Annotated in this window: 23 protein-coding genes; 13 read left to right on the top strand and 10 right to left on the bottom strand. The window is 73.3% G+C overall.

What is annotated here, in order from left to right; translation table 11 throughout:
* Positions 1-13 precede the first annotated feature (13 nt).
* The 3 genes from KBX37_RS00730 to KBX37_RS00720 form a co-directional block, all read right to left on the bottom strand.
* A complete protein-coding gene (locus KBX37_RS00730; protein ID WP_210773668.1) occupies positions 14-2068 on the bottom strand; it encodes a glycogen debranching N-terminal domain-containing protein in 2055 nt (684 codons plus the stop codon).
* The gene (locus KBX37_RS00725) at positions 2065-2445 is read right to left on the bottom strand and encodes an SCP2 sterol-binding domain-containing protein (RefSeq protein WP_210773667.1); all 381 of its coding nucleotides are present in this window, start codon (positions 2443-2445) and stop codon (positions 2065-2067) included. The genes KBX37_RS00730 and KBX37_RS00725 overlap by 4 nt, the downstream gene beginning before the upstream one ends.
* Before the next feature lie 79 nt (positions 2446-2524).
* Positions 2525-2899 (bottom strand): DsrE family protein, encoded by a 375-nt coding sequence (locus KBX37_RS00720; protein ID WP_210773666.1) that lies wholly within the window; start codon positions 2897-2899, stop codon positions 2525-2527.
* A gap of 12 nt (positions 2900-2911) precedes the next feature.
* Between KBX37_RS00720 and mtfM the strand changes: the two genes are divergently transcribed.
* Together mtfM and KBX37_RS00715 are read left to right on the top strand one after the other, a co-directional pair.
* A complete protein-coding gene (mtfM, locus tag KBX37_RS35395) occupies positions 2912-3016 on the top strand; it encodes a small membrane protein MtfM (RefSeq protein WP_266320062.1) in 105 nt (34 codons plus the stop codon).
* A 55-nt stretch (positions 3017-3071) separates the two neighbouring features.
* On the top strand, positions 3072-3674 hold the full coding sequence (locus tag KBX37_RS00715; RefSeq protein WP_210773665.1) for an FABP family protein: 603 nt from the start codon (positions 3072-3074) through the stop codon (positions 3672-3674).
* Between the two features lie 69 nt (positions 3675-3743).
* Here the strand turns inward: KBX37_RS00715 and KBX37_RS00710 are convergent, their stop codons facing one another.
* Positions 3744-4592, bottom strand: coding sequence for an aminotransferase class IV (locus KBX37_RS00710; protein WP_210773664.1), 849 nt, complete (start codon positions 4590-4592; stop codon positions 3744-3746).
* A gap of 54 nt (positions 4593-4646) precedes the next feature.
* Positions 4647-5096: a winged helix DNA-binding protein gene (locus tag KBX37_RS00705; protein ID WP_210773663.1), complete on the bottom strand. Its 450-nt coding sequence runs from the start codon at positions 5094-5096 to the stop codon at positions 4647-4649.
* Between the two features lie 125 nt (positions 5097-5221).
* On the opposite strand from KBX37_RS00705, the gene KBX37_RS00700 reads away from it, so the two are divergent.
* From KBX37_RS00700 to KBX37_RS00680, 5 genes are all read left to right on the top strand, one after another.
* Positions 5222-5881 (top strand): TetR family transcriptional regulator, encoded by a 660-nt coding sequence (locus KBX37_RS00700; protein ID WP_210773662.1) that lies wholly within the window; start codon positions 5222-5224, stop codon positions 5879-5881.
* Positions 5882-5912: 31 nt separating this feature from the next.
* Positions 5913-6317, top strand: coding sequence for a Fur family transcriptional regulator (locus tag KBX37_RS00695; RefSeq protein ID WP_088960086.1), 405 nt, complete (start codon positions 5913-5915; stop codon positions 6315-6317).
* Positions 6314-7426, top strand: a complete 1113-nt coding sequence (locus KBX37_RS00690; RefSeq protein ID WP_210773661.1) for a folate-binding protein YgfZ — start codon at positions 6314-6316, stop codon at positions 7424-7426. The genes KBX37_RS00695 and KBX37_RS00690 overlap by 4 nt, the downstream gene beginning before the upstream one ends.
* A gap of 125 nt (positions 7427-7551) precedes the next feature.
* Complete coding sequence (locus KBX37_RS00685; RefSeq protein ID WP_210773660.1) at positions 7552-8379, top strand: 3-keto-5-aminohexanoate cleavage protein; 828 nt, start codon at positions 7552-7554, stop codon at positions 8377-8379.
* 94 nt (positions 8380-8473) lie between these two features.
* Positions 8474-9433 carry an asparaginase gene (locus KBX37_RS00680; RefSeq protein ID WP_210773659.1) on the top strand — a complete coding sequence of 320 codons (960 nt, stop codon included), beginning with the start codon at positions 8474-8476 and terminating at the stop codon, positions 9431-9433.
* A 367-nt stretch (positions 9434-9800) separates the two neighbouring features.
* On the opposite strand, the gene KBX37_RS00675 is transcribed toward KBX37_RS00680, so the two are convergent.
* A complete protein-coding gene (locus tag KBX37_RS00675) occupies positions 9801-10592 on the bottom strand; it encodes an alpha/beta fold hydrolase (RefSeq protein WP_210773755.1) in 792 nt (263 codons plus the stop codon).
* A 117-nt stretch (positions 10593-10709) separates the two neighbouring features.
* Between KBX37_RS00675 and KBX37_RS00670 the strand changes: the two genes are divergently transcribed.
* From KBX37_RS00670 to KBX37_RS00650, 5 genes are all read left to right on the top strand, one after another.
* Positions 10710-11294 carry a helix-turn-helix domain-containing protein gene (locus KBX37_RS00670; RefSeq protein WP_210773658.1) on the top strand — a complete coding sequence of 195 codons (585 nt, stop codon included), beginning with the start codon at positions 10710-10712 and terminating at the stop codon, positions 11292-11294.
* Entirely contained in the window at positions 11291-11968 is a 678-nt protein-coding gene (locus KBX37_RS00665; RefSeq protein WP_210773657.1) for a hypothetical protein, read from the top strand. Before KBX37_RS00670 ends, KBX37_RS00665 begins: the two co-directional genes overlap by 4 nt.
* A 73-nt stretch (positions 11969-12041) precedes the next feature.
* Positions 12042-12356: a DUF2516 family protein gene (locus tag KBX37_RS00660; protein ID WP_210773656.1), complete on the top strand. Its 315-nt coding sequence runs from the start codon at positions 12042-12044 to the stop codon at positions 12354-12356.
* Positions 12353-13240, top strand: a complete 888-nt coding sequence (locus tag KBX37_RS00655) for an alpha/beta fold hydrolase (RefSeq protein WP_210773655.1) — start codon at positions 12353-12355, stop codon at positions 13238-13240. The genes KBX37_RS00660 and KBX37_RS00655 overlap by 4 nt, the downstream gene beginning before the upstream one ends.
* An 11-nt stretch (positions 13241-13251) precedes the next feature.
* Positions 13252-13986 carry an alanyl-tRNA editing protein gene (locus KBX37_RS00650; RefSeq protein WP_210773654.1) on the top strand — a complete coding sequence of 245 codons (735 nt, stop codon included), beginning with the start codon at positions 13252-13254 and terminating at the stop codon, positions 13984-13986.
* Positions 13987-14042: 56 nt separating this feature from the next.
* On the opposite strand, the gene KBX37_RS00645 is transcribed toward KBX37_RS00650, so the two are convergent.
* Together KBX37_RS00645 and KBX37_RS00640 are read right to left on the bottom strand one after the other, a co-directional pair.
* Positions 14043-15014 carry a GNAT family N-acetyltransferase gene (locus KBX37_RS00645; protein WP_307848898.1) on the bottom strand — a complete coding sequence of 324 codons (972 nt, stop codon included), beginning with the start codon at positions 15012-15014 and terminating at the stop codon, positions 14043-14045.
* Between the two features lie 101 nt (positions 15015-15115).
* Complete coding sequence (locus KBX37_RS00640; RefSeq protein WP_210773753.1) at positions 15116-15793, bottom strand: DNA polymerase beta superfamily protein; 678 nt, start codon at positions 15791-15793, stop codon at positions 15116-15118.
* Positions 15794-15870: 77 nt separating this feature from the next.
* On the opposite strand from KBX37_RS00640, the gene KBX37_RS00635 reads away from it, so the two are divergent.
* Positions 15871-16788, top strand: a complete 918-nt coding sequence (locus tag KBX37_RS00635; RefSeq protein ID WP_210773653.1) for an SDR family oxidoreductase — start codon at positions 15871-15873, stop codon at positions 16786-16788.
* Here the strand turns inward: KBX37_RS00635 and KBX37_RS00630 are convergent.
* Positions 16779-17762, bottom strand: a complete 984-nt coding sequence (locus KBX37_RS00630; protein ID WP_210773652.1) for a YafY family protein — start codon at positions 17760-17762, stop codon at positions 16779-16781. The two genes, KBX37_RS00635 and KBX37_RS00630, sit on opposite strands and share 10 nt — an antisense overlap.
* A gap of 49 nt (positions 17763-17811) precedes the next feature.
* Entirely contained in the window at positions 17812-18630 is an 819-nt protein-coding gene (locus tag KBX37_RS00625) for an alpha/beta fold hydrolase (RefSeq protein WP_210773651.1), read from the bottom strand.
* Positions 18631-18703: the final 73 nt, after the last annotated feature.

Here is an 18703-nt window from a genome sequence, read left to right as displayed (position 1 = left end):
GGCGTCGGCGCGGTCAGCGGTCGTGCCGGCTGTCGTGCGGGGTGCGGCTGCGGCCGAGGGCGTCCACGAGGCCCCACCGGCCGGGGATGTCCAGCAGTTCCACCCGGCCCATGCCCTCCGGCACCGCCGGGTCGATGATCAGGTGCTCGCCCTGCGGTTCCAGCCCGAGCATCACCCGCAGCAGCAGCAGGGGCGTCCCGGCCGACCAGGCCTGCGGACTGCACGCCGTGGGGTACTGCACCGGGTACTCGGTGAGGTGGCGGTCGTAGCCGGCGAACGCCTCCGGGAGCCGTCCGTGGAAGTACCGGGAGGCGCTGAGCATGCTCTCGCAGATGCGTCCGGCCTCCTCGCGGAAGCCGTACCGGGCCAGGCCCCAGGCGATGAAGGCGTTGTCGAACGGCCAGACCGTCCCGACGTGGTAGCCGACCGGGTTGTACCGCCCCTGGTCGGCGGCGAGCGTGCGTACCCCCCAGCCGGAGAAGAGCAGGGGGTCGAGCAGGAGGCGGGCGATCCGCTCGGCCCGGGACTCGTCCACGATGCCGCTCCACAGCAGGTGGCCGATGTTGGAGGAGAGCGCGTCCACGTGCCGCCCCTCCGGGTCGAGGGCGAGCGCGAAGTACTCGCGCTCGGGGATCCAGAAGTCCCGGTTGAAGCGCTCCTTGAGGGCGGCGGCCTCGCGTTCCAGCCGCTCGGCGTAGGCGGGGTCGTTCCAGAACTGCCGGGCCATCCGGGCGCCGCGCAGCTTCGCGTCGTACGCGTACCCCTGGAGTTCGCAGGTGGCCCGGGGGAAGTCCGGCAGCCGGCCGTCGGAGTAGGAGATCGAGTCCCACGAGTCCTTCCAGCACTGGTTCTGCAGGCCGGTGTCCGGGTTGCGGGTGCGGTACCAGAGGTAGCCGGTGCCGAGCAGGTCGCCGTAGCTGTCGATCCAGTCCAGCGCCGCCCGGGCCGAGAACTCCAGCTTGCGCACCAGGTCGGCGTCGCCGGTCCACCGTTCGTACTCGTCCAGCAGGATCACGAAAAGCGGCGTGGAGTCGGCGGAACCGTAGTAGGGCGAGTGGGGCTGCTCCTCGAAGCCGGCCGTCTCGCCGTAGCGCAGCTCGTGCAGGATCTTGCCCGGCTCCTCGTCGCGGAAGTCGTCCAGGCGGTGACCCTGCAACCCGGCCAGCATCGTGATGGTCGGCGGGACCAGCTCGGGCAGGAACGGCAGCACCTGGAGCGAGGTGAGGATGCTGTCCCGGCCGAAGAGGGTCATGAACCAGGGCAGGCCCGCCGCGAGCAGCCGTAACCGGAGGGTGATCGACTCATAGCGCAGCGCGGCCAGGTCGTCAAGACTCTGCCGGTACGCCGTGGCCAGCGGCTCGCAGTCGCAGCCCAGTTTGGGCGCGCGGTCGACCAGCTCCTGCTGCTCCGCCAGGATGGCGGCGGGGCTGCGGCTGCCGCTCAGCGGGGTGGTCGCGCGGAAGTCCTCCCCCCGGGCGCCGTAGATCAACGCCGACACGTGCAGCCGGGTGGTCCACTCGGCGTGCGGGCCGACGAGGATCGTCCAGGTCATCCCGCCCTGGTCCACCTCGGCGGGGGCGGTGCTGGTGATCACGGTCTCCCGGTGGAACGCCTCCCGCCGGTAGGTGAGCTTCAGTTCGTTCTCGCCGACCGTGGCGGTGGTCCGGCCCGCCTTGGTCCGCTTGTGTTTGATCTCGAAGAGGTCGGCGAAGTCGGAACCCATCTCCAGTCGGAGGTTGAACCGCATCTCCCGCTCGGAGTGGTTGAGCACGGTGAGTTCCTCGCCCAGGCTGCCGCCGATGGCCCGGCGGCGGATCACCGACACCTTGGCGTCGAGGTAGTGCGTCGGCTCGCCGGGGACGAGGAAGTACCGGGTCCGGTAGGACTGCGAGTCGTCGATCGAGAGGGCGTGCAGCCGCTCCCCGTCGAGGGTCAGCAGCCAGGTGGAGAGGAAGCGGGTGTCGAACGAGAAGAGCCCGGTGGGGAAGTCGAACGACGGCTCGATGTCACCGCGGTAGTCGCAGACGACGAAGGTGTTGCCGTCGAGGATGCTGACCAACTGCCTCATCCTGACCGTCCGACCTGCTCGCGGGCGGTCTCCCGAGGATCCCGGGCGCCCGGCGGGTCGGGGAGGAACCGGCGGAAGGCGAGAAAGAGCGCGGAGTTGCCCCCGAAGGTGCACTCATTGCGCAGGACCGCGGATACGGCCTCGGCCCGGCCGGTGACCAGCCGCTCGAAGAGGTCCGCGCTGCTGTTCCAGATGGCGTCCGCGGGGCCGCGGGCCCGGTTGACGATGACTTCGCCGGGGCTTATCTGGACCAGCCAGTGGTCGGTGCGGTTGTCGGTGGTGAGGTCGATCTGGATCGTCCCGGCGAACGGGGTGCGCAGCACCGCCGGGGCGCGCGCCGGCAGCGATGCGAAGAACTCCTCTATCGCCTCGTTCACATCCGAATGGTAGGCAGCGAACGGACATGTCGGGACGGTATTGGTACTCCACGCAGATCGGACATGACGTCCGGGTTGGTCAATAGACCAGCGCCTGGGCCCCCTCGGCCATCGCCTCCTCGACGAAGACGGCCGCACCCGCGATGCGTACCCCGGGCAGCACGTCGCCGGGGCCGATGTCCCGGCGGGCGGCGCACTGGGTGCAGGCGGTGACCCGACCGGTGGTGAGGATGACGTGCAGCAGCTCCGGCAGCGGCGCGGAGTGCGGCAGCTCGAACTGCTCCGCCCGACCGGGGAGGGCGAACCAGGTCGACTCGCCGGTCAGCCAGAGCGACACCTCCACTCCGGCTGCGGCGGCGGTGGCGGCGACCGTGAAGGCCTGGGCGCACCGCTCCGGCGCGTCCGCCCCGGCGGTGGCCTTGACGACGAGAATGCGGGCCATGACGCCCAGCATAGGATGACCATGATGGTTACCGAGATCGGGTTCGTCAGCCTGCTGGTCGCGGGCCTCGGCGCGCTCGCCGGTGGCCTGGTCTACCTTGCCGTACGCATATCGAGAGGTAACTGGTGAGCGCGAGGAGTGAGCCGGGTTTGCGAGCCCCGCAGTCGCGAACGGAGATGGCTCTGTGAGCGCGAACAAGCCGGACGAGAACCCGCTGCAGCCGCCGTGGCTGAACGCGCCGCCGGTCGAGGAGTACCCGTTCGAGGAGAGCCACGACCTGCGGGTCGGCCCGAAACTGCACCCGGCGCTCGACGGCCTGCTGCCGTACGTCGGGGTGTGGCGGGGGCGCGGCCGGGGTGGCTTCCCCACCATCGAGGACTTCGACTTCGCCCAGGAGATCCGGATCAGCCACGACGGCCGGCCGTTCCTGCTCTACGAGTCGCGGGCGTGGATCCTCGACGAGCAGAGCCGGCCGGTGCGGCCCGCCGGGCGTGAGGTCGGCTGGTGGCGTCCGGTGCTCAGCGGCGACCGGGCCACCGACGAGCTGGAGGCGCTGATGATGAGCCCCACCGGGATCATGGAGCTCTACATCGGCAAGCGCAGCGGCACCCAGATCGAGTTCGCCACCGACGCGGTGGTGCGAACCTCCACCGCCAAGGAGGTCACCGCCGGCGCCCGGCTCTTCGGCATCGTCGAGGGCGCGCTGCTCTACGCCCAGGAGATGGCCGGCATGGGCCAACCCCTCTCGCCGCACCTCTCCGCCCGCCTCATCCGCGTGGCCGGCTGAACCACCCTCCGGCACGCCCACCCCGGACCCGCGGTGATCGATAACCTGCGTCCCCGGACCCGGACGGGGTCAGGGAACGGGGTGGGCCAGGAGGGCCTGGAGGGCCGGGGTGTGCGGGGAACGGCGGAGGCGCGTGGCGTCGAGGCTGCGGAACTCCGCCAGGCCGCGCACCGACGAGGTGAACCAGACGCCGTCGACCTCGACCAGCCGCCGCGGCGTGGTCATCCGCTCGGCGGCGGCGAAGCCCAGCTCCCCGGCACGGGCGAGCAGCCAGGCGCAGGTGGCGCCGGGGAGGATGCCCGTCGCGGCAGCCGGGACGGAGCACAGCGTCCCGCCCTCCAGCCACACCACGTTCGCGCTCGGCCCCTCCAGCACGTACCCGTCCGTGGAGGTCCAGAGCACGTCGTCCACGCCGTTGCGGGCGGCCCAGCGCCGGGCGGCGCTGCTCACTCCGTACGAGGTGGACTTGACGCCGGTGGGGAGCCAGCCCAGCTCCGGCCGGGCCGTCGCGGCCACCCCGAGGGGCAGGGTGGCCACGCCGACACCGTCGAGCCGGGCCCGTCGGGCGGACGGCGGCACCTCGCCGAGGGTGGCGTAGACGGTCGGCGGGCCGCCGCCCTCCGGGCCCCGGGTGCAGACCAGCCGGAGCGCGCCCTCCACCTCCGCCGGCCAGCCGGCGGCCACGCTCTCCAGCAACTCGACCAGGGCGTCCTCGGCGGGCAGCGCCAGCTCCACGGCGGCGGCGCCGGCCCGCAGCCGGGCCAGGTGCGCCGCGCGCAGCCAGGGCCGCCCGCCCCGCAGGTGCATCGTCTCGAAGAGGCCGTCGCCGTGCAGCACGCCGAGGTCATCGCCGCGCAGCACCGGCTCCCCACCGGGTACGACGCCCCGGCCGAGCACGGCGACCCTGGTTGCCTCCATGACCGTCGAGCCTAGACAGTGGCCGGGGCGCCCGGTCGCGCCCGCCTGCCCCGGTCAACCCCGCGCGGCGGCCAGTTCGGCGTTGGCCCGCTCGGTGACCAGGGTCAGCACGCGGGCGGTGACGGCCAGGTCGGCGGCGGGGATGTCCGCGTACACCCGGCCGGCGATGCCGGCGCTGATCTCGGCGATCCGGCGCTGCCGGGCCCGGCCGGCCTCGGTCAGGTCCACCCGGGGTTCGTCGGCCGGCAGCACCCGCACCAGGCCGGCCTCGGCCAACTCGGCGATCGTGGCCAGCACCGCCGCCGCGTCGATCTTCAAGGTGCCGGTCATCCGGTCCACCAGCCGGGAGCGGTCGAGCGTCCCGCCGGCGTTGGCGACGGCGTTGAGGGCCAGGGCCTGCGGGAAGGACGTGCCGGTCGGGGCCAGCTCGCCTTCGAGGACCGCGCGGGTGGCGTAGTGGGCCAGGCCGACGACCTGGCCGTTCAGGGTGGGAGTGGTCGACATCGGTTGCTCCTTCGTTCGCTCCATGCTTTCGACACTCAGAGCATATTGAGACGCAGTCTCATTTGGCAACAGGTTTCTAAGGGTGTCAGGTCTCTTCCCGGTCGGGATGCGGCTAGATTGCCGCCATGACCGCCGACTCCTCGACGTCCGACCGGGCCCTGCCGCTGCGGGAGCGCAAGAAGCTGCGGACCCGGCGCGCGCTCGCCGACGCCGCGCTGCGCATGTTCACCGAGCGGGGCTTCGAGGCCACCACGGTGGAGGAACTGGTCGACGCGGTGGAGGTGTCCCGCAGCAGCTTCTTCCGGATCTTTCCGGCCAAGGAGGCCGCCGCCATCGAGGCGGAGGCGGAGCTCTGGTCGGCCTACCTGGCCGCCCTGGACCGGCGCGCCCTGTCCGGCCTCGTGCTCACCGAGCTCAGTGACCTGCTGGGCGAGGTGGTCACCGGGCTCGGGGCCGACTGGGCGGACCGCTACGTCGCCACCCGGCGGCTCGTGCTGACCTCACCCGCCCTGCTGGCCTACGCCGCCCACTACCGCGCCGAGGTCGAGCAGCGGATCACCGACCGGCTGGCCGGCAAGCTCGCGCTGCCCCCCGGAGACCTCCGGCCCCAGATCCTCGCCGAGGTCACCACCACCGCCTGGCGCCTGGCCGCCCGGGCCTGGGTGCACGGCGGCGGTCAGGGCGGGCTGCCGACCCTCGTCGAGCGGGTCGCGCGCGCCTTCCGGGCCATTCCCGCGAGCCTGGAGCTTTCCGCGCCGGAACGACCCGCCGGCGCCGAACTATGATCGGACGGTGTCCGAATCCTCGCTCGCGGAAATGCTCCGCTCCCGTGGGCTGCGGCTGACGGCGCAGCGGCAGCTGGTGCTCCAGGCCGTGCTGGACCTCGGGCACGCCACGCCGGAGCAAGTGCACACGGCGGTCCGGGAGGTCGCCGCGGGCGTCAACATCACCACCATCTACCGGACCCTGGAGCTGCTGGAGCGGCTCGGGCTGGTGACCCACACCCACCTGTCGCACGGGTCGCCGACCTACCACGCGGCGGGTGAGCACCAGCACGTCCACCTGGTCTGCCGCGAGTGCGGGGCGATCGACGAGATGGATCCCGAGCTGCTCCGTCCCCTCGCCGACCAGCTCGTGGCCGAGCGCGGGTTCCGGGTCGACATCGGGCACGTGGCGCTCTTCGGCGTCTGCGGCCACTGCGAGGACGGGGAACCGAAATGATCGACATCGCGGGAGCGGTGGCCGTCGAGGCGATCGACGAGGCCAGTCGCGACCAGCCGGAGCCGGCGCACCGCGCCGCCGGGGTCCGGGGCGTCGCCGCGCACTACGGGGACCCGATGCGCGAGCAGCGCACCCTGGCCACCGGGGTCGGCCTGGTCGACCGGTCGCACCGCGGCGTGGTCGCGGTGCCCGGCGAGGAGCGGATCGGCTGGCTGCACACGCTGACCAGCCAGCACCTCAACGCGCTGAAGCCCTGGCAGGGCACCGAGCTGCTGGTGCTCAGCCCGCACGGGCACGTGGAGCAGCACGCGATGGTCGCCGAGGACGGCGAGACCACCTGGCTCGACACCGAGCCGGGCGCCACCGAGGGGCTGCTGTCGTACCTGGAGAGGATGCGGTTCTTCAGCCGGGTCGAGCCGCGCGACGCCACTGCCGACCACGCGCTGCTCTCGCTGGTCGGTCCGGAGGCGGTCGCGGCCGTCGCGGCCCTCGGCGTCACCGGGCTGGCCGACCCCGACGTGGTCGCGGTGCCGGGTCCGAAGTTCCGCTCCGACGAGCTGCCGTCCCGGCCCACCGTCGTGTACGACGTGCGGCCGCTGCCCGTCGGCGGTTGGGCCCGCCGGGGCCCGCTCGGCGTGGACCTGCTGGTGCCCCGGCCCGCCATGGACCAGGTCGTGGCCGAGCTGCGCGGCAACGGGGTGCCGGTGGCCGGGCTGTGGGCGTACGAGGCGGTGCGGGCGGCTGCCCGGCTGCCCCGGGTCGGGGTGGACACCGACCACCGGACCATCCCCGCCGAGGTGGGTCTGATCGCCCCGGCGGTGCACCTGAACAAGGGCTGCTACCGGGGGCAGGAGACGGTGGCCCGGGTGCACAACCTGGGCAGGCCGCCGCGCCGGCTCGTCCTGCTGCACCTGGACGGGGTGACCACCGACCAGCCGCCGGCCGCCGGCACGCCGGTGATCCTGGACGGCCGGGCGGTCGGCTTCGTCGGCACCGCCGTGCACCACTACGAGCTGGGGCAGGTCGCCCTCGCCGTGGTCAAGCGCAACGTCGGCGACGACGCCCACCTGCTGGTGGGGGAGACCGCCGCGGCGATCGACCGGGAGTAAGGGTGCCGGGCCCGCGCCCATGTTGCAGGAAGTCTTCCTTCCCACTGGGCGCGGTCCCGCCATTCTTCCGTCTTTCCCGGCTCCGGCCGTCGACCGGAGCCGGCCGGGGCGGCTAGGATCCCGGCATGAGCACAGGGACGTTGATCACGGTTGCCCCCACCGGCGCGGAGTCCGCCAAGGCGGAGGTGCCGGCGCTGCCGGTGACCCTCGACGAGCTGCTGCTGACCGCCAAGGAGTGCGAGGCGCTCGGCGCCGCCGTGATCCACGTCCACATCCGCGACGACGAGGCGCGGCCGACCCTGGACCAGGGCCGGCTGCGGGACACCGTGGCGGCGCTGCGGGAGAGCACCGACCTGATCGTGCAGCTTTCCTCCGGCGGCGCGGTGACGGACCCGGAGTCCGCCCGGCTCGCCGTGCTCGACGCCGGACCGGACATGGCCTCCTGCACCATGGGCACGCTCAACTTCGGCGACGACGTCTTCCTCAACCGGTGGGAGTTCATCGTCGACCTGCACACCCGGATGCAGGAGCGCGGCATCGTCCCCGAGTACGAGATCTTCGACCTGGGCCACCTGACCGCCCTGCAGCGGCTGCTCGGCAAGTACGGGCTGCCGCACGGCGGCCACGTGCACGTCGACTTCGTGATGGGCGTGCCGGGCGGCATGCCGGGCACCACCCAGGCGCTGGTCGCCGCCCACCAGGCGCTGCGTGACCTGCCGGCGGGCACCACCTTCTCGGCCACCGGCATCGGGCGCAGCACGATCCCGGTGCTGCTGGCCTCGCTCTCGGCCGGCGGCCACCTGCGGGTCGGCATGGAGGACACGGTCACCTACGCCAAGGGCCAGCCGGTCGAGTCCAACATGCAGCTGGTCGCCCGGGCGGTCGGGTTCGCCCAGCTCGCCCAGCGTCCGCCGCTGACCACCGCCGAGGCCCGCACGCTGCTCGGCCTGTAAGGCCGGCCCCGCCGCCCACCCCTGTACGGCCACCGCCGACGTCCCTGGTCACCCGGCTGCCGCGCCCTGCGGAGGCGTCGGTACCGTCCACTTCGTGGGAAAGACGTACGAGGGCGGCGTGCCGCTCGTCGAGGTGGTCCGGTCCGGTTTCGTGGAGGGCGTGCACCGCGGCTCGGTGGTGGTGCTCGACGCCGATGGCGCACCGGTGGCCGGGGCGGGGGACGTCACCTCGCCGATCTTCCCGCGCTCGGCGAGCAAGCCGATGCAGGCGATCGGGATGCTGCGCGCCGGCCTACCGCTGACCGACCCGGCCGACGTGGCGCTGGTCTCCGCCAGCCACGCCGGCGAGGAGTTCCACCTGGCCCGGGTGGCGGCGCTGCTGGCCCGGGCCGGGCTGGACGGCTCCGCCCTGCACTGCCCGCCCGACCTGCCCGTCGGTGAGGCGGCCCGGGAGGCGGTGCTGCGCGCCGGCGGCGGGCCGACCCGGGTGCAGATGAACTGCTCCGGCAAGCACAGCGGAATGCTGCTGACCTGCGTGGCGGCCGGCTGGCCGCTGGACGGCTACTGGCGGCCGGAGCACCCCCTGCAGCAGCGGCTGACCGCCACCATCGAGGAGTTCACCGGCGAGGAGGTGGCGGCCGTCGGGGTGGACGGCTGTGGCGCGCCGGTGCTCGCCGTCTCGCTGACCGGGCTGGCCGGGGCGTACCTGCGGTTGGTCTCCGCCGAGCCGGGGTCGGTGGAGCGGACCGTGTCCGACGCGATGCGGGCGTACCCGGAGCTGGTCGGCGGGACCGGGGCCGAGGACACCCGGCTGATGCGGGGCGTACCTGGGGCGTTGGCCAAGGTGGGCGCGGAGGGCGTGATCGCCGCGGCCGTGCCCGGCGTGGGCGCGGTCGCCCTCAAGATTGACGACGGCGCCGGTCGGGCCCGGATGCCGGTGCTGGTCTCCGCGCTGCGCCGGCTCGGCGTCGACGCCCCGGTGCTGACCGAGTACGCCGAGCTGCCGCTGCTCGGTGGCGGCCTGCCGGTCGGGGTCGTGCGGGCCGCCTGGTGACGCCCGGTCCGCGCCCCGCCGCCTGAAGCCGGCGCGTCGCAGCCGGTGGCGCCGTGCGCGGGCGGCTGGCGGCACCGCGACGCCTCGTGGTGCGGGCGGCTGCGGTCCACTACAGAGCGTGAGTCCCGTCCGGCAGCAGACTTCCGTGAGCGTGATGCCTGTGAGGCATAAATATGCCTGACAGGCATCACGCTCATGGGCACACATCCTGCCGAGCGCGACACGCCCGGCGCGGTGTGGGTGCGTTTCCTGTCGTCGGGGTGCCAAGAAACGCACCCGAGTGGGCCGGACGGTAGGACGCGCCGCATCACCGGCCCGCCGAAGGGCCGGCACCGCGACGCCTGTGCGGGGGGCCGGCCCGGCGCGGTCAGCGCAGGAAGTCGCGCAGGGCGGCGTCGACCGCCTCCGGGCGCTCCAGCGGCAGCAGGTGGGCGGCGTCCGGCACGTCGGGCAGGCGCACCGCGCCGGGTACCTCGGCCGCGATCCGGTCGGCGAGCCGGGAGATGTCCGGGACGTCGGCCGCGCCGGCGGTGACCAGCACCGGCAGCCGCAGCTCACCGAGGCGCTCGATCGCCGGCGGGTCGAGGTCGTCGACCTCCACCGCGCTGAGCGCCTGCTCGGCGGCGAGCGCCCGCTGGTCCATCTCCTCGGCGAAGGCGACCAGGCCCGGGTCGACGTCCTCCGGGCGGCGGCCGGGGCCGACCACCCAGAACCGCACCTCGCCGGCCGCGCTCGCCGCGAAGTCCTCCGGGTCCACCTCGCCGACCAGCGTCTCCCAGAGCTGCTCGGCCTCCTCGGACCACTGGTTGCCGGCGACGGCGGAGCCGAAGAGCGCGAGGGCGGAGACCCGTTTCGGGTGCGCCAGCGCGGTGTCGACCGCCACCGCCCCGCCGAACGAGCAGCCGACCAGGGCGGCCCGGTCGATGCCCAGCGCGTCCAGCACCGCGACCACGTCGTCGTGGTGGGCGAAGGACGCCGGCGGCAGCTCGGAGTCGCCGTAGCCGCGCAGGTCCAGCGCGATCACCCGGTGCCGTTCGGCGAGAGCGGGCGCCAGGTGCCGCCACATCCGCCGGTCCGCGATACCGGCGTGCAGCAGGAGCACGGGGCTGCCGCTGCCCAGGTCGTCATAGGCGAGCCGGGCACCGTTGATGTCGATCATCGTCACGCGTGCAAGCTACGCAGGTAGAACCGGGTCCGCAACCGCCTGTTGTTACGTTGCTAACTTTGGCTAGCGCTTTGCTTGCTGTAGTTAGCACCGCGGACTACCGTTGGGCCCATGGCCGCACCCAAGGATCTACCCGACGTCGGCGGATTCATCCGTGACCTGCGCCGGAACGCCAAGATCTCGCTGCGCCAGCTCGCCGAGCAGGCCGGGGTGAGCAACCCGTACCTCAGTCAGATCGAGCGCGGGCTGCGCAAGCCGAGCGCCGAGGTGCTCCAGCAGCTCGCCAGCGCGCTGCGGGTCTCCACCCCGGCGATGTACCTGCGCGCCGGGCTGCTCGACGACAAGGAGGGTCAGGGGGTGCTCGCGGCGATCGCCGTCGACCCCGACCTGACGATGGCGCAGAAGCAGTCGCTCACCCAGATCTACGAGACCTTCCGCCGGGAGAACGTCCGGCTCGCCGAGGCGACCGCCGCGGCCGGCCCGGAGACCACTCCGGCGGCGGAACCCAGCGCACCGGCCGAGCCGACCGGGGCGGCGGCCACCGTCACGCCGGCCGCGACCGGCCCCACCACCGGAGACGGCACCCCGACCGAGGCCGTCCTCGAATCGGTCGCCGTCACCGAGGCGGGCCCCGCGCCCGCCCCCGTCACCCCCGACAGCAAGGCCGCGGGAGCGGCCGAGGAGGAGAAGTCATGACCCAGCCGAAGACCAACCGCATCCCGGCCCCGCTCTACGCCGCCGCCGGCGCCGGCGAGCTGGCGTACCAGCAGCTCCGCAAGCTCCCGACCGTGGTGGGCGAGCTGGGCACCAAGGTCGTCGCCGACGGCACCAAGGTGGTCACCGAGATCGGCGGCAAGGCTGTCGTCACCGGCTTCGAGCTGCGCCAGAAGGCCACCGAGACCTTCAAGACCGCCAACCTGACCGCGACCGGCCTGCGCGAGAAGGCCGTCCCGGCCGACCTCGACCTGGACAAGCTGCGCGAGGCCGCCACCCGCAACGCCGCCGCGCTGCTGGTCGGTGCGCAGGCCGCCCAGGAGCGCGCGCTGGCCGCGTACGGCGCGCTGATCGCCCGCGGCGAGCGCGTCGTCGGCGCCGGCGTGCTGGAGGCCGCCGACACCGTCAACGCCGACATCGAGGCGACCGACGCCACCCTCCCGGCCGAGGTGAAGAACGAGGTCCCGACGGCCGCCACCGCCGCACCGGCCGAGGCGGAGATCCCCACCCCGGCCGAGGTGGCCGAGGTCGTCGAGGCCAAGCCGGCCACCGCGAAGACCACCCGGGCGCGGGCCACCCGGGCCGCCAAGCCGGCCGCCACCCCGTCGGCGAAGCTGCCGAAGGCCACCAAGCGGACCCGCCCGGCCGCCGAGTAACCGCCGCAAACCAGTACGACCCCGGAAGCGTCCTGTGGGACGTTTCCGGGGTCGTCGGCATATGCTGGCCGGCATGGCCATCGCCGCGCCGATCTTCGTGTTCGAAGTCCGCTATGTGATCGAGCTGATCCTGCTCGTCTTCGCCCTGGCCGTCCAGGGCATCGCCCTGGTGCACGCGATCACCCAGCGCGCCGACGCGTTCCCGGCGATCGGCACCCTGCCCAAGGGCGGCTGGATCGCCATCCTGGCGGTCTGTCTGGTGCTCACCCTGCTCGGCTTCGGCGCGCTCAGCATCTTCGGGCTGATCGGCATCGCGGCGGGCCTGATCTACCTGCTCGACGTCCGGGTCGGGCTGCGTGACCTGCACGACGGCAAAGGCTTCTGGTGAGAGGTTTCCGCTGGCCCCCGCCGCCCGACGGCGGACCCCGCACCTGGGGGCCCGGCCCGGGCGCGCCGCGTACCGGGCGACCGGCCCTGCCCGAGCCGGAGACCGAGCTGGTCACCACGCCGCACGGCGTACGGCTGGAGCGGCTGGTCACCGGCGCCGGTGACCCGGCCACCGTCTTCGCGCACGGGCTCGGCAACGGCATCGCCACCACCCGCCCGTTCGGCAGCGCGGTCACCGGCCGCAAGATCTTCTTCCAGTTCCGCGGGCACGGGCGTTCGGACGCGCCGGCCGGCCCGTGGAGCTACCTGGACCTCGCCCGTGACCTGCGGGCCGTCGCCGACCTCGGTGGGGCCACCCGCGCCTTCGGGGCCAGCCTCGGGGCCGGGGCGCTCTGCCGGCTGCTGCTGGAAAGCCCCGACCGCTTCGAGAAGCTGGTCTTCTTCCTGCCCGCGGTGCTCGACAAGCCGCGCGGCCCGGTGGCCCGGCAACGGCTGACCGACCTGCTGGACGCGGTGGCCGACGGTGACGCCTCGGCCGTCGCCGACGTGGTCTCGCTGGAGGTGCCGGCGGCGGTGCGCAACACCCCGGCGGGCTGGGCGTACCTGCGGCAGCGGCTCGACCAGCTGCTCCGCGACGGGCTCGCCCCCGGGCTGGCCGACCTGCCGGAGCAGGCCCCGCTGCGGGACGTCTCCGCCCTCGCCGCGGTGACCGCCCCGGCGCTGGTGATCGGCTGTGCCGGCGACGACCTGCACCCCGCGCACGTCGCCGAGGAGTTGGCCACCGCGCTGCCGCACGCCACCCTGCATGTCTACGACCGCCCGGGTTTCGCCTGGACCGAACGCGCCGACCTGCGGGAGCGGATCTCGACGTTCCTCAACGGGTAGCGTCTGCTGTCATGGGCGTCACACACCACGGCCGTACCCACCGTCTCGACCTCGCCGACCCCACCCTGCGGGAGTGGAAGTGCACGGTGCTCGCCGCCGACGAGCAGGGCATCGTGCTGGACCGGTCGGCGTTCTACCCGGGCGGCGGCGGCCAGCCGCCGGACCACGGCGTGCTGCTCTGGCAGGGCGTGCAGACCCGGATCGTCGGCACCCGCAAGGGCGACGACCTCTACCTGATCCCCGCCGAGGGCGACCCGGTGCCGCCGCTCGGCACCACGGTCACCGGCGCGGTGGCGGACGAGCGGCGGACCCGCCTGATGCGCACCCACTCCGGCCTGCACGTGCTCTGCGGCGTCGTGTTCCGCGACTTCGGCGCGCTGGTCACCGGCGGCAACATGGAGCCGGGGGAGGCCAGGATGGACTTCAACCTGCCCGAGGTGCCGCCGGACTTCAAGACCCGGATCGAGGAGCTGGTCAACGCCGAGGTGGCCGCCGACCGGTCGGTCGCCGTGCGGGTGCTGCCCCGGGCCGAGGCGCTGGCCCTGCCGGACATCATCCGTACCCAGTCCAACCTGATCCCGCCGGACGAGCAGGAGGTCCGGATCGTCGACATCGTCGGGCTGGACGTGCAGGCCGACGGCGGCACCCACGTCGCCTCGACCGCCCAGATCGGCAAGGTGCAGGTGGTCAAGGTGGAGAGCAAGGGCCGCGCCAACCGCCGGGTCCGGGTCAGGTTGGTCGACTGAGGTCACCGCCACCGGGGTGTCCCCGGCACCGGTGGACCGGTGCCGGGGACGACGGGTCAGACGAGGTCGATCCGTTCCCGCTCGATCGGGTAGCCCGCTCGGGCGAAGATGGCGGCCATCGGATGGTTGGTCTGATCCGTGGCGGCCACGATTTCCGTCGCGCCGCCCTCGACCAGCAGGTGCGTCCCCTCGACCAGCAGGTCGTACGCGTAGCCGTGGCCGCGCTGCTCGGGGACCACGCCGACGAAGCCGATGATCGGATCGGTGTGGTTGCGGGCCGGCACGATGATGCCGACCAGCTCGCCGCTCGCGGTCCAGGCCAGTCGCCACCAGTCACGCGGGCTCGGCAGCCAGCGCAGCAGGTCCAGTTCCTCCCGGGCCGCCGCGTCCGGCCCGGAGGTGGCGGTGGTGTGGCGGTTGTGGGCGTCCAGGCTGCCCTCGCCGACGCGGCGGAGGACGTCGAGGATCACGGCGTCGTCCGGTTCGGGGCGGAACGTGAGCCGACCCGGCCGGTCGGGCAGTGCACTCCCGGTGGTCCAGCGGTACCGGTACCGCTCGACCAGCACCGACATGCCGGCGGCCGTGGCGGCGTCGATCCGCGCCTGCGCCTGCGCCCGGACGGCAGGATCGTCGCGCCAGCCGGGTGGCAGCGAGAGCGAGTACTCCGCCCGCAGCGGTGCGGTCCGGAGCAGCTCCACCGCCGCGTCGGGGTCGGTGAAGTCGAACCAGTCGAAGACCAGCGGCTGGTCGTCGTCCGGCCCACCCCACCAGGCGGCGCGGGCCACGACGACGTCGTCGCGCAGGGCGACCCAGGTCCATTCGGGGCGGTACCGGCCGGCTTCGGCCATGTCGAGGTAGCGCTCGCCGAACGCGGCGCGGCCGACGAGAGCGGGGTCGGGCAGGGAGTCGAAGAGTTTTTCCTCGCCCGCGGTGATCGGGCGGATGACCAGGTCGGTCATGGGATCCTTCCGGGTGGTGACGTGCTCCCGGTTCAGGACCTCGGCGTCCTCGCCGTCGGGTGGGAGCACATGACAGTCGTGGTGGACATCGCGCTCACCTCCCTTTCGTTGATCGAGGACGCGGGCGGCAGCTTAGCACCGGGGCCGGCGCCCGGCCGAGCGGTTTTCGCTCAGCCGGCCGGCGGCAGGTGGGCGGCGCGCACGTCGAGCAGCCAATCCTCCACCGTCGCCTCGTCCGGCCGCTCCGGCAGCGGCGTACGGCTGGTGTCGAAGTCCCGCTGCGCCGCGGCGACCAGCGCCTCCGCCTCGTCCAACGCGCCGCCGGCCACCCGCTCGCCGAAGGCCCGGAACCACTCCGGGTCGGCCAGCCGGATCTCCAGCACGCCGGTCGCGTAGAGCAGCCGGCCCTGGTGCAGCAGCCGGGCCAGGTGCCGGGCGTGCTTGGCCGAGCGCCGCCGCCCGCTTACTGACGAGTCGCGGGTGGTGAGCTTGCGGAACTGCTGCGTGGCGTACCCGAGGTAGGCGTCGCGGACCCGGGGCGCGCTGAGGAACGCCGACCGGATCGCGATCAGCCGCTCGCCGAACTCCGTCCGGGTCTCGTAGCAGTCGTCCGGCAGCCACATCAGCTCGGTGGCGGTCGGGTTGCCGCTCAGCGCGAGCTTCGCGTACTTGCCGGCCTCGTGCAGGGTGACGTCCGGGTCGGTGGTGACCACGGACTCCTTCGGCGGGTGCAGGCCGTGGAACGCGACGGTGGGCGCGGCGAACACGCCGATCCGGTCGACGTCCGAGCCCGGCCCGGCCAGCCCGTACGCGACCGACCCGACGATCCCGGAGAGCAGCAGGTGCATGCCGGCGAGCATGACGCACGACACCCGATCGCGAAACCGGACTTCGGGTGTCAGGTTTTCCTGTCAGGGTCGGACGCATGACGACGAAACCGCTGACAGGGAAAATCGCGCTGGTCGCCGGGGCGACCCGGGGCGCCGGCCGGCAGATCGCCATCCAGCTCGGCGCGGCCGGGGCGACCGTCTACGCCACCGGCCGCAGCAGTCGGGCCGGCCGCTCGGAGATGGACCGGCCGGAGACCATCGAGGAGACCGCCGAGCTGGTCACCGCCGCCGGCGGCACCGGCATCGCGGTCCGGGTCGACCACCTGGTACCCGAGCAGGTCCGCGACCTGGTGGCCCGGATCGACGCCGAGCAGGGCCGGCTCGACGTGCTGGTCAACGACATCTGGGGCGGCGACCCACTGATCACGTGGGAGAAGCCGGTCTGGGAGCAGCCGCTGGAGGCGGGCTTCCGCACGCTGCGGCTGGCGGTGGACACCCACATCATCACCAGCCACTACGCGCTGCCGCTGCTGATCCGCAACCCGGGCGGGCTGGTGGTGGAGATCGGCGACGGCACCAAGGAGTACAACGACGCCAACTACCGGCTCTCGGTCTTCTACGACCTGGCCAAGGCGTCGGTCAACCGGCTCGCCTTCAGCCAGGCGCACGAGCTCAAGCCGCACGGCTGCACCGCCGTCGCGCTCACCCCCGGTTGGATCCGGTCCGAGTCGATGCTGGAGCACTTCGGGGTGACCGAGGAGAACTGGCGCGACGGTGCCGCCAAGGACCCGCACTTCCTCATCTCGGAGACCCCGGCCTTCGTCGGGCGCGCGGTCGCCGCCCTGGCCGCCGACGAGCAGAAGGCCCGCTGGAACGGCGCATCCGTCTCCAGCGGCCAGCTGTCCCAGGTGTACGGCTTCACCGACGTCGACGGCAGCCGGCCGGACGCGTTCCGCTACATCACCGAGGTGGTCGACGCCGGCAAGCCCGCCGACGTCACGGGCTACCGCTGACCGGTGGGGAGGTAGCGGGCGGCGGTCCGCCTCGCGGCGTCCGCCAGCCGTTCCCTCAGCTCCGGCGGGTCCAGTACCTCCACCTCCGGGCCCAGCCCCAGCATCTGGGAGTACGCCACCTCGACGGACTCGACGGGCAGCCGGGTCACCACCCACCCCTGCCCGTCGGGTTCGCCGGCGGCGGCGAGCGCCTCGGCGTACACGAAGGGGGCGTCGGCGAGGTGCCGGAGCCGGCGCAGGCCGGCGGGGCTCAGGCGGATCGTCACCTCGGCCCGGAGCATGCTCCGCAGGAACGCCTCGGTCTGCTCCCGCCAGTACGCGGGCAGGTCGAAGTTGTCGTCCCGGTCGAAGCTCTCCCCACCCACCTCGACGCCCGTCACCCGGTCCACCCGGTACGTCCGGTACCGGTCGCCGACGCGGCCGACCAGGTACCAGATCCCGCTCTTGAGGACCAGCCCGTAGGGGCACAGCTCCCGCGTGACCTCCCGGTCGCCGCGCCGGTAGCGCACCTCGACCACCCGGTCCCGCCAGACCGCCCGGGCCAGGTCGGCCAGCCACGGTGGCGGCGCGGACTCCCGGAACCAGCCCGGCACGTCCAGGTGGAACCGCTGCCCGGCCCGGGCGGGGGCGTCCCGCAGGCTCGGCGGCAGCGCGGCGAGCACCTTCAGCTCGGCGGCCGCGACCGCGTCCGCCAGCCCCATCTCACCGGCCGGCCCGGGCAGGCCGGAGAGGAAGAGCGCCTCCGCCTCGTCCCGGGTCAGGCCGGTCAGCCGGGTCCGGTAGCCGCCGAGGAGGCGGTACCCGCCGGCCCGGCCCCGATCGGCGTAGACCGGTACTCCGGCGGCAGAGAGTGCCAGCACGTCCCGGTAGACGGTGCGCTCGGACACCTCCAGCTCCCGGGCCAGTTCGGCGGCGGTCATCGTCTCGCGGGACTGCAACAGCAGCACCAGGGAGATCAACCGGGACGCGCGCACTCGCCCATCCTGCCCGTGCTCGTACGCGCGTCCCGGTGGTACCCGGCCGTTACTTGGTGGTGGCGGCCTTGTCGATGAGGTCGGAGACGACGTCGGGGTGCGAGACGGCGACGGAGTGCGACGCGGTGTCGACCTCGACGGTGTGGCGGGAGCCGGCCCGCTCGGCCATCAACCGCTGGCCGGCGATCGGGATGTTCTTGTCGGCTCCGGCGAGCACGAACCAGGACGGGATCGTCTTCCAGGCGGGGGCGCCGGAGCCCTCGGCGAGAGCGGCGTCGCGGACCGGGCGCTGGGTGACCGCGGAGAGGGCGGCCTTGGCGGGCGACACGTCGGCGGCGAACTGGCCGTGGTAGGCGTCCTGCCGGATGTAGAGGTCGTGGCTGCCGTCACCGAGCGGTACCGGGGGTGCCAGCGACTCAGGGAGCGTGCTGCCGGGGACCTGGCTGGACAGGCCGAGCACGCTCTCCCCGGCGTCGGGGGCGAATGCTGCCACGTACACCAGGTCGGTGACGTTGGGGTTGCCGACGGCAGCGTTGGTGATCACCGATCCGCCGTAGGAGTGGCCGACGAGGACGACCGGGCCCGACACCGTGGCCAGCAGCTGCTTCAGGTAGTCGGCGTCGGAGCTCAGGCCGCGCAGCGGGTTCGCCGGGGCGACCACCGGGTAGCCGTTCTTCTGCAACCGCGACACCACTCCGTGCCAGCTCGACGAGTCGGCGAACGCCCCGTGAACGAGCACCACGGTGGGCTTGGGGCCGTTGCGGCGGGCCTCCGCGTCGGGCGTGGCGGCGCTCGAGGCGGTGCCGAGGCTGGCGAGGGTCACGACGCTGGCGAGAGCGGACAGGCCCAGCAGCTTCCGGATACGCATGGGAACTCCTAGCAGGATGGGAGAACGATCGGTCTTTCTACGCAGATACTAGTGGGTGTCCCGGGCTTCGCCG

Origin of the sequence: Micromonospora sp. U56 (assembly GCF_018070095.1) — a bacterium.
GTDB classification, from domain to species: domain Bacteria; phylum Actinomycetota; class Actinomycetes; order Mycobacteriales; family Micromonosporaceae; genus Micromonospora; species Micromonospora purpureochromogenes.
The sequence above is the reverse complement of the archived record's forward strand: the minus strand, read 5'-3'. Positions and strand labels throughout refer to the sequence as shown.

What these genes read in the sequence shown, in the direction of transcription:
- KBX37_RS00635 (WP_210773653.1), top strand. Translation starts at nt 15,871, where the DNA reads ATGACGACGAAACCGCTGACAGGGAAAATCGCGCTGGTCGCCGGGGCG.
- KBX37_RS00640 (WP_210773753.1), bottom strand. Translation starts at nt 15,793, where the DNA reads ATGCACCTGCTGCTCTCCGGGATCGTCGGGTCGGTCGCGTACGGGCTG.
- KBX37_RS00690 (WP_210773661.1), top strand. Translation starts at nt 6,314, where the DNA reads ATGATCGACATCGCGGGAGCGGTGGCCGTCGAGGCGATCGACGAGGCC.
- KBX37_RS00665 (WP_210773657.1), top strand. Translation starts at nt 11,291, where the DNA reads ATGACCCAGCCGAAGACCAACCGCATCCCGGCCCCGCTCTACGCCGCC.
- mtfM (WP_266320062.1), top strand. Translation starts at nt 2,912, where the DNA reads ATGGTTACCGAGATCGGGTTCGTCAGCCTGCTGGTCGCGGGCCTCGGC.
- KBX37_RS00660 (WP_210773656.1), top strand. Translation starts at nt 12,042, where the DNA reads ATGGCCATCGCCGCGCCGATCTTCGTGTTCGAAGTCCGCTATGTGATC.
- KBX37_RS00685 (WP_210773660.1), top strand. Translation starts at nt 7,552, where the DNA reads ATGAGCACAGGGACGTTGATCACGGTTGCCCCCACCGGCGCGGAGTCC.
- KBX37_RS00720 (WP_210773666.1), bottom strand. Translation starts at nt 2,899, where the DNA reads ATGCTGGGCGTCATGGCCCGCATTCTCGTCGTCAAGGCCACCGCCGGG.
- KBX37_RS00670 (WP_210773658.1), top strand. Translation starts at nt 10,710, where the DNA reads ATGGCCGCACCCAAGGATCTACCCGACGTCGGCGGATTCATCCGTGAC.
- KBX37_RS00710 (WP_210773664.1), bottom strand. Translation starts at nt 4,592, where the DNA reads ATGGAGGCAACCAGGGTCGCCGTGCTCGGCCGGGGCGTCGTACCCGGT.
- KBX37_RS00675 (WP_210773755.1), bottom strand. Translation starts at nt 10,592, where the DNA reads ATGATCGACATCAACGGTGCCCGGCTCGCCTATGACGACCTGGGCAGC.
- KBX37_RS00705 (WP_210773663.1), bottom strand. Translation starts at nt 5,096, where the DNA reads ATGTCGACCACTCCCACCCTGAACGGCCAGGTCGTCGGCCTGGCCCAC.
- KBX37_RS00700 (WP_210773662.1), top strand. Translation starts at nt 5,222, where the DNA reads ATGACCGCCGACTCCTCGACGTCCGACCGGGCCCTGCCGCTGCGGGAG.
- KBX37_RS00695 (WP_088960086.1), top strand. Translation starts at nt 5,913, where the DNA reads ATGCTCCGCTCCCGTGGGCTGCGGCTGACGGCGCAGCGGCAGCTGGTG.
- KBX37_RS00650 (WP_210773654.1), top strand. Translation starts at nt 13,252, where the DNA reads ATGGGCGTCACACACCACGGCCGTACCCACCGTCTCGACCTCGCCGAC.
- KBX37_RS00625 (WP_210773651.1), bottom strand. Translation starts at nt 18,630, where the DNA reads ATGCGTATCCGGAAGCTGCTGGGCCTGTCCGCTCTCGCCAGCGTCGTG.
- KBX37_RS00730 (WP_210773668.1), bottom strand. Translation starts at nt 2,068, where the DNA reads ATGAGGCAGTTGGTCAGCATCCTCGACGGCAACACCTTCGTCGTCTGC.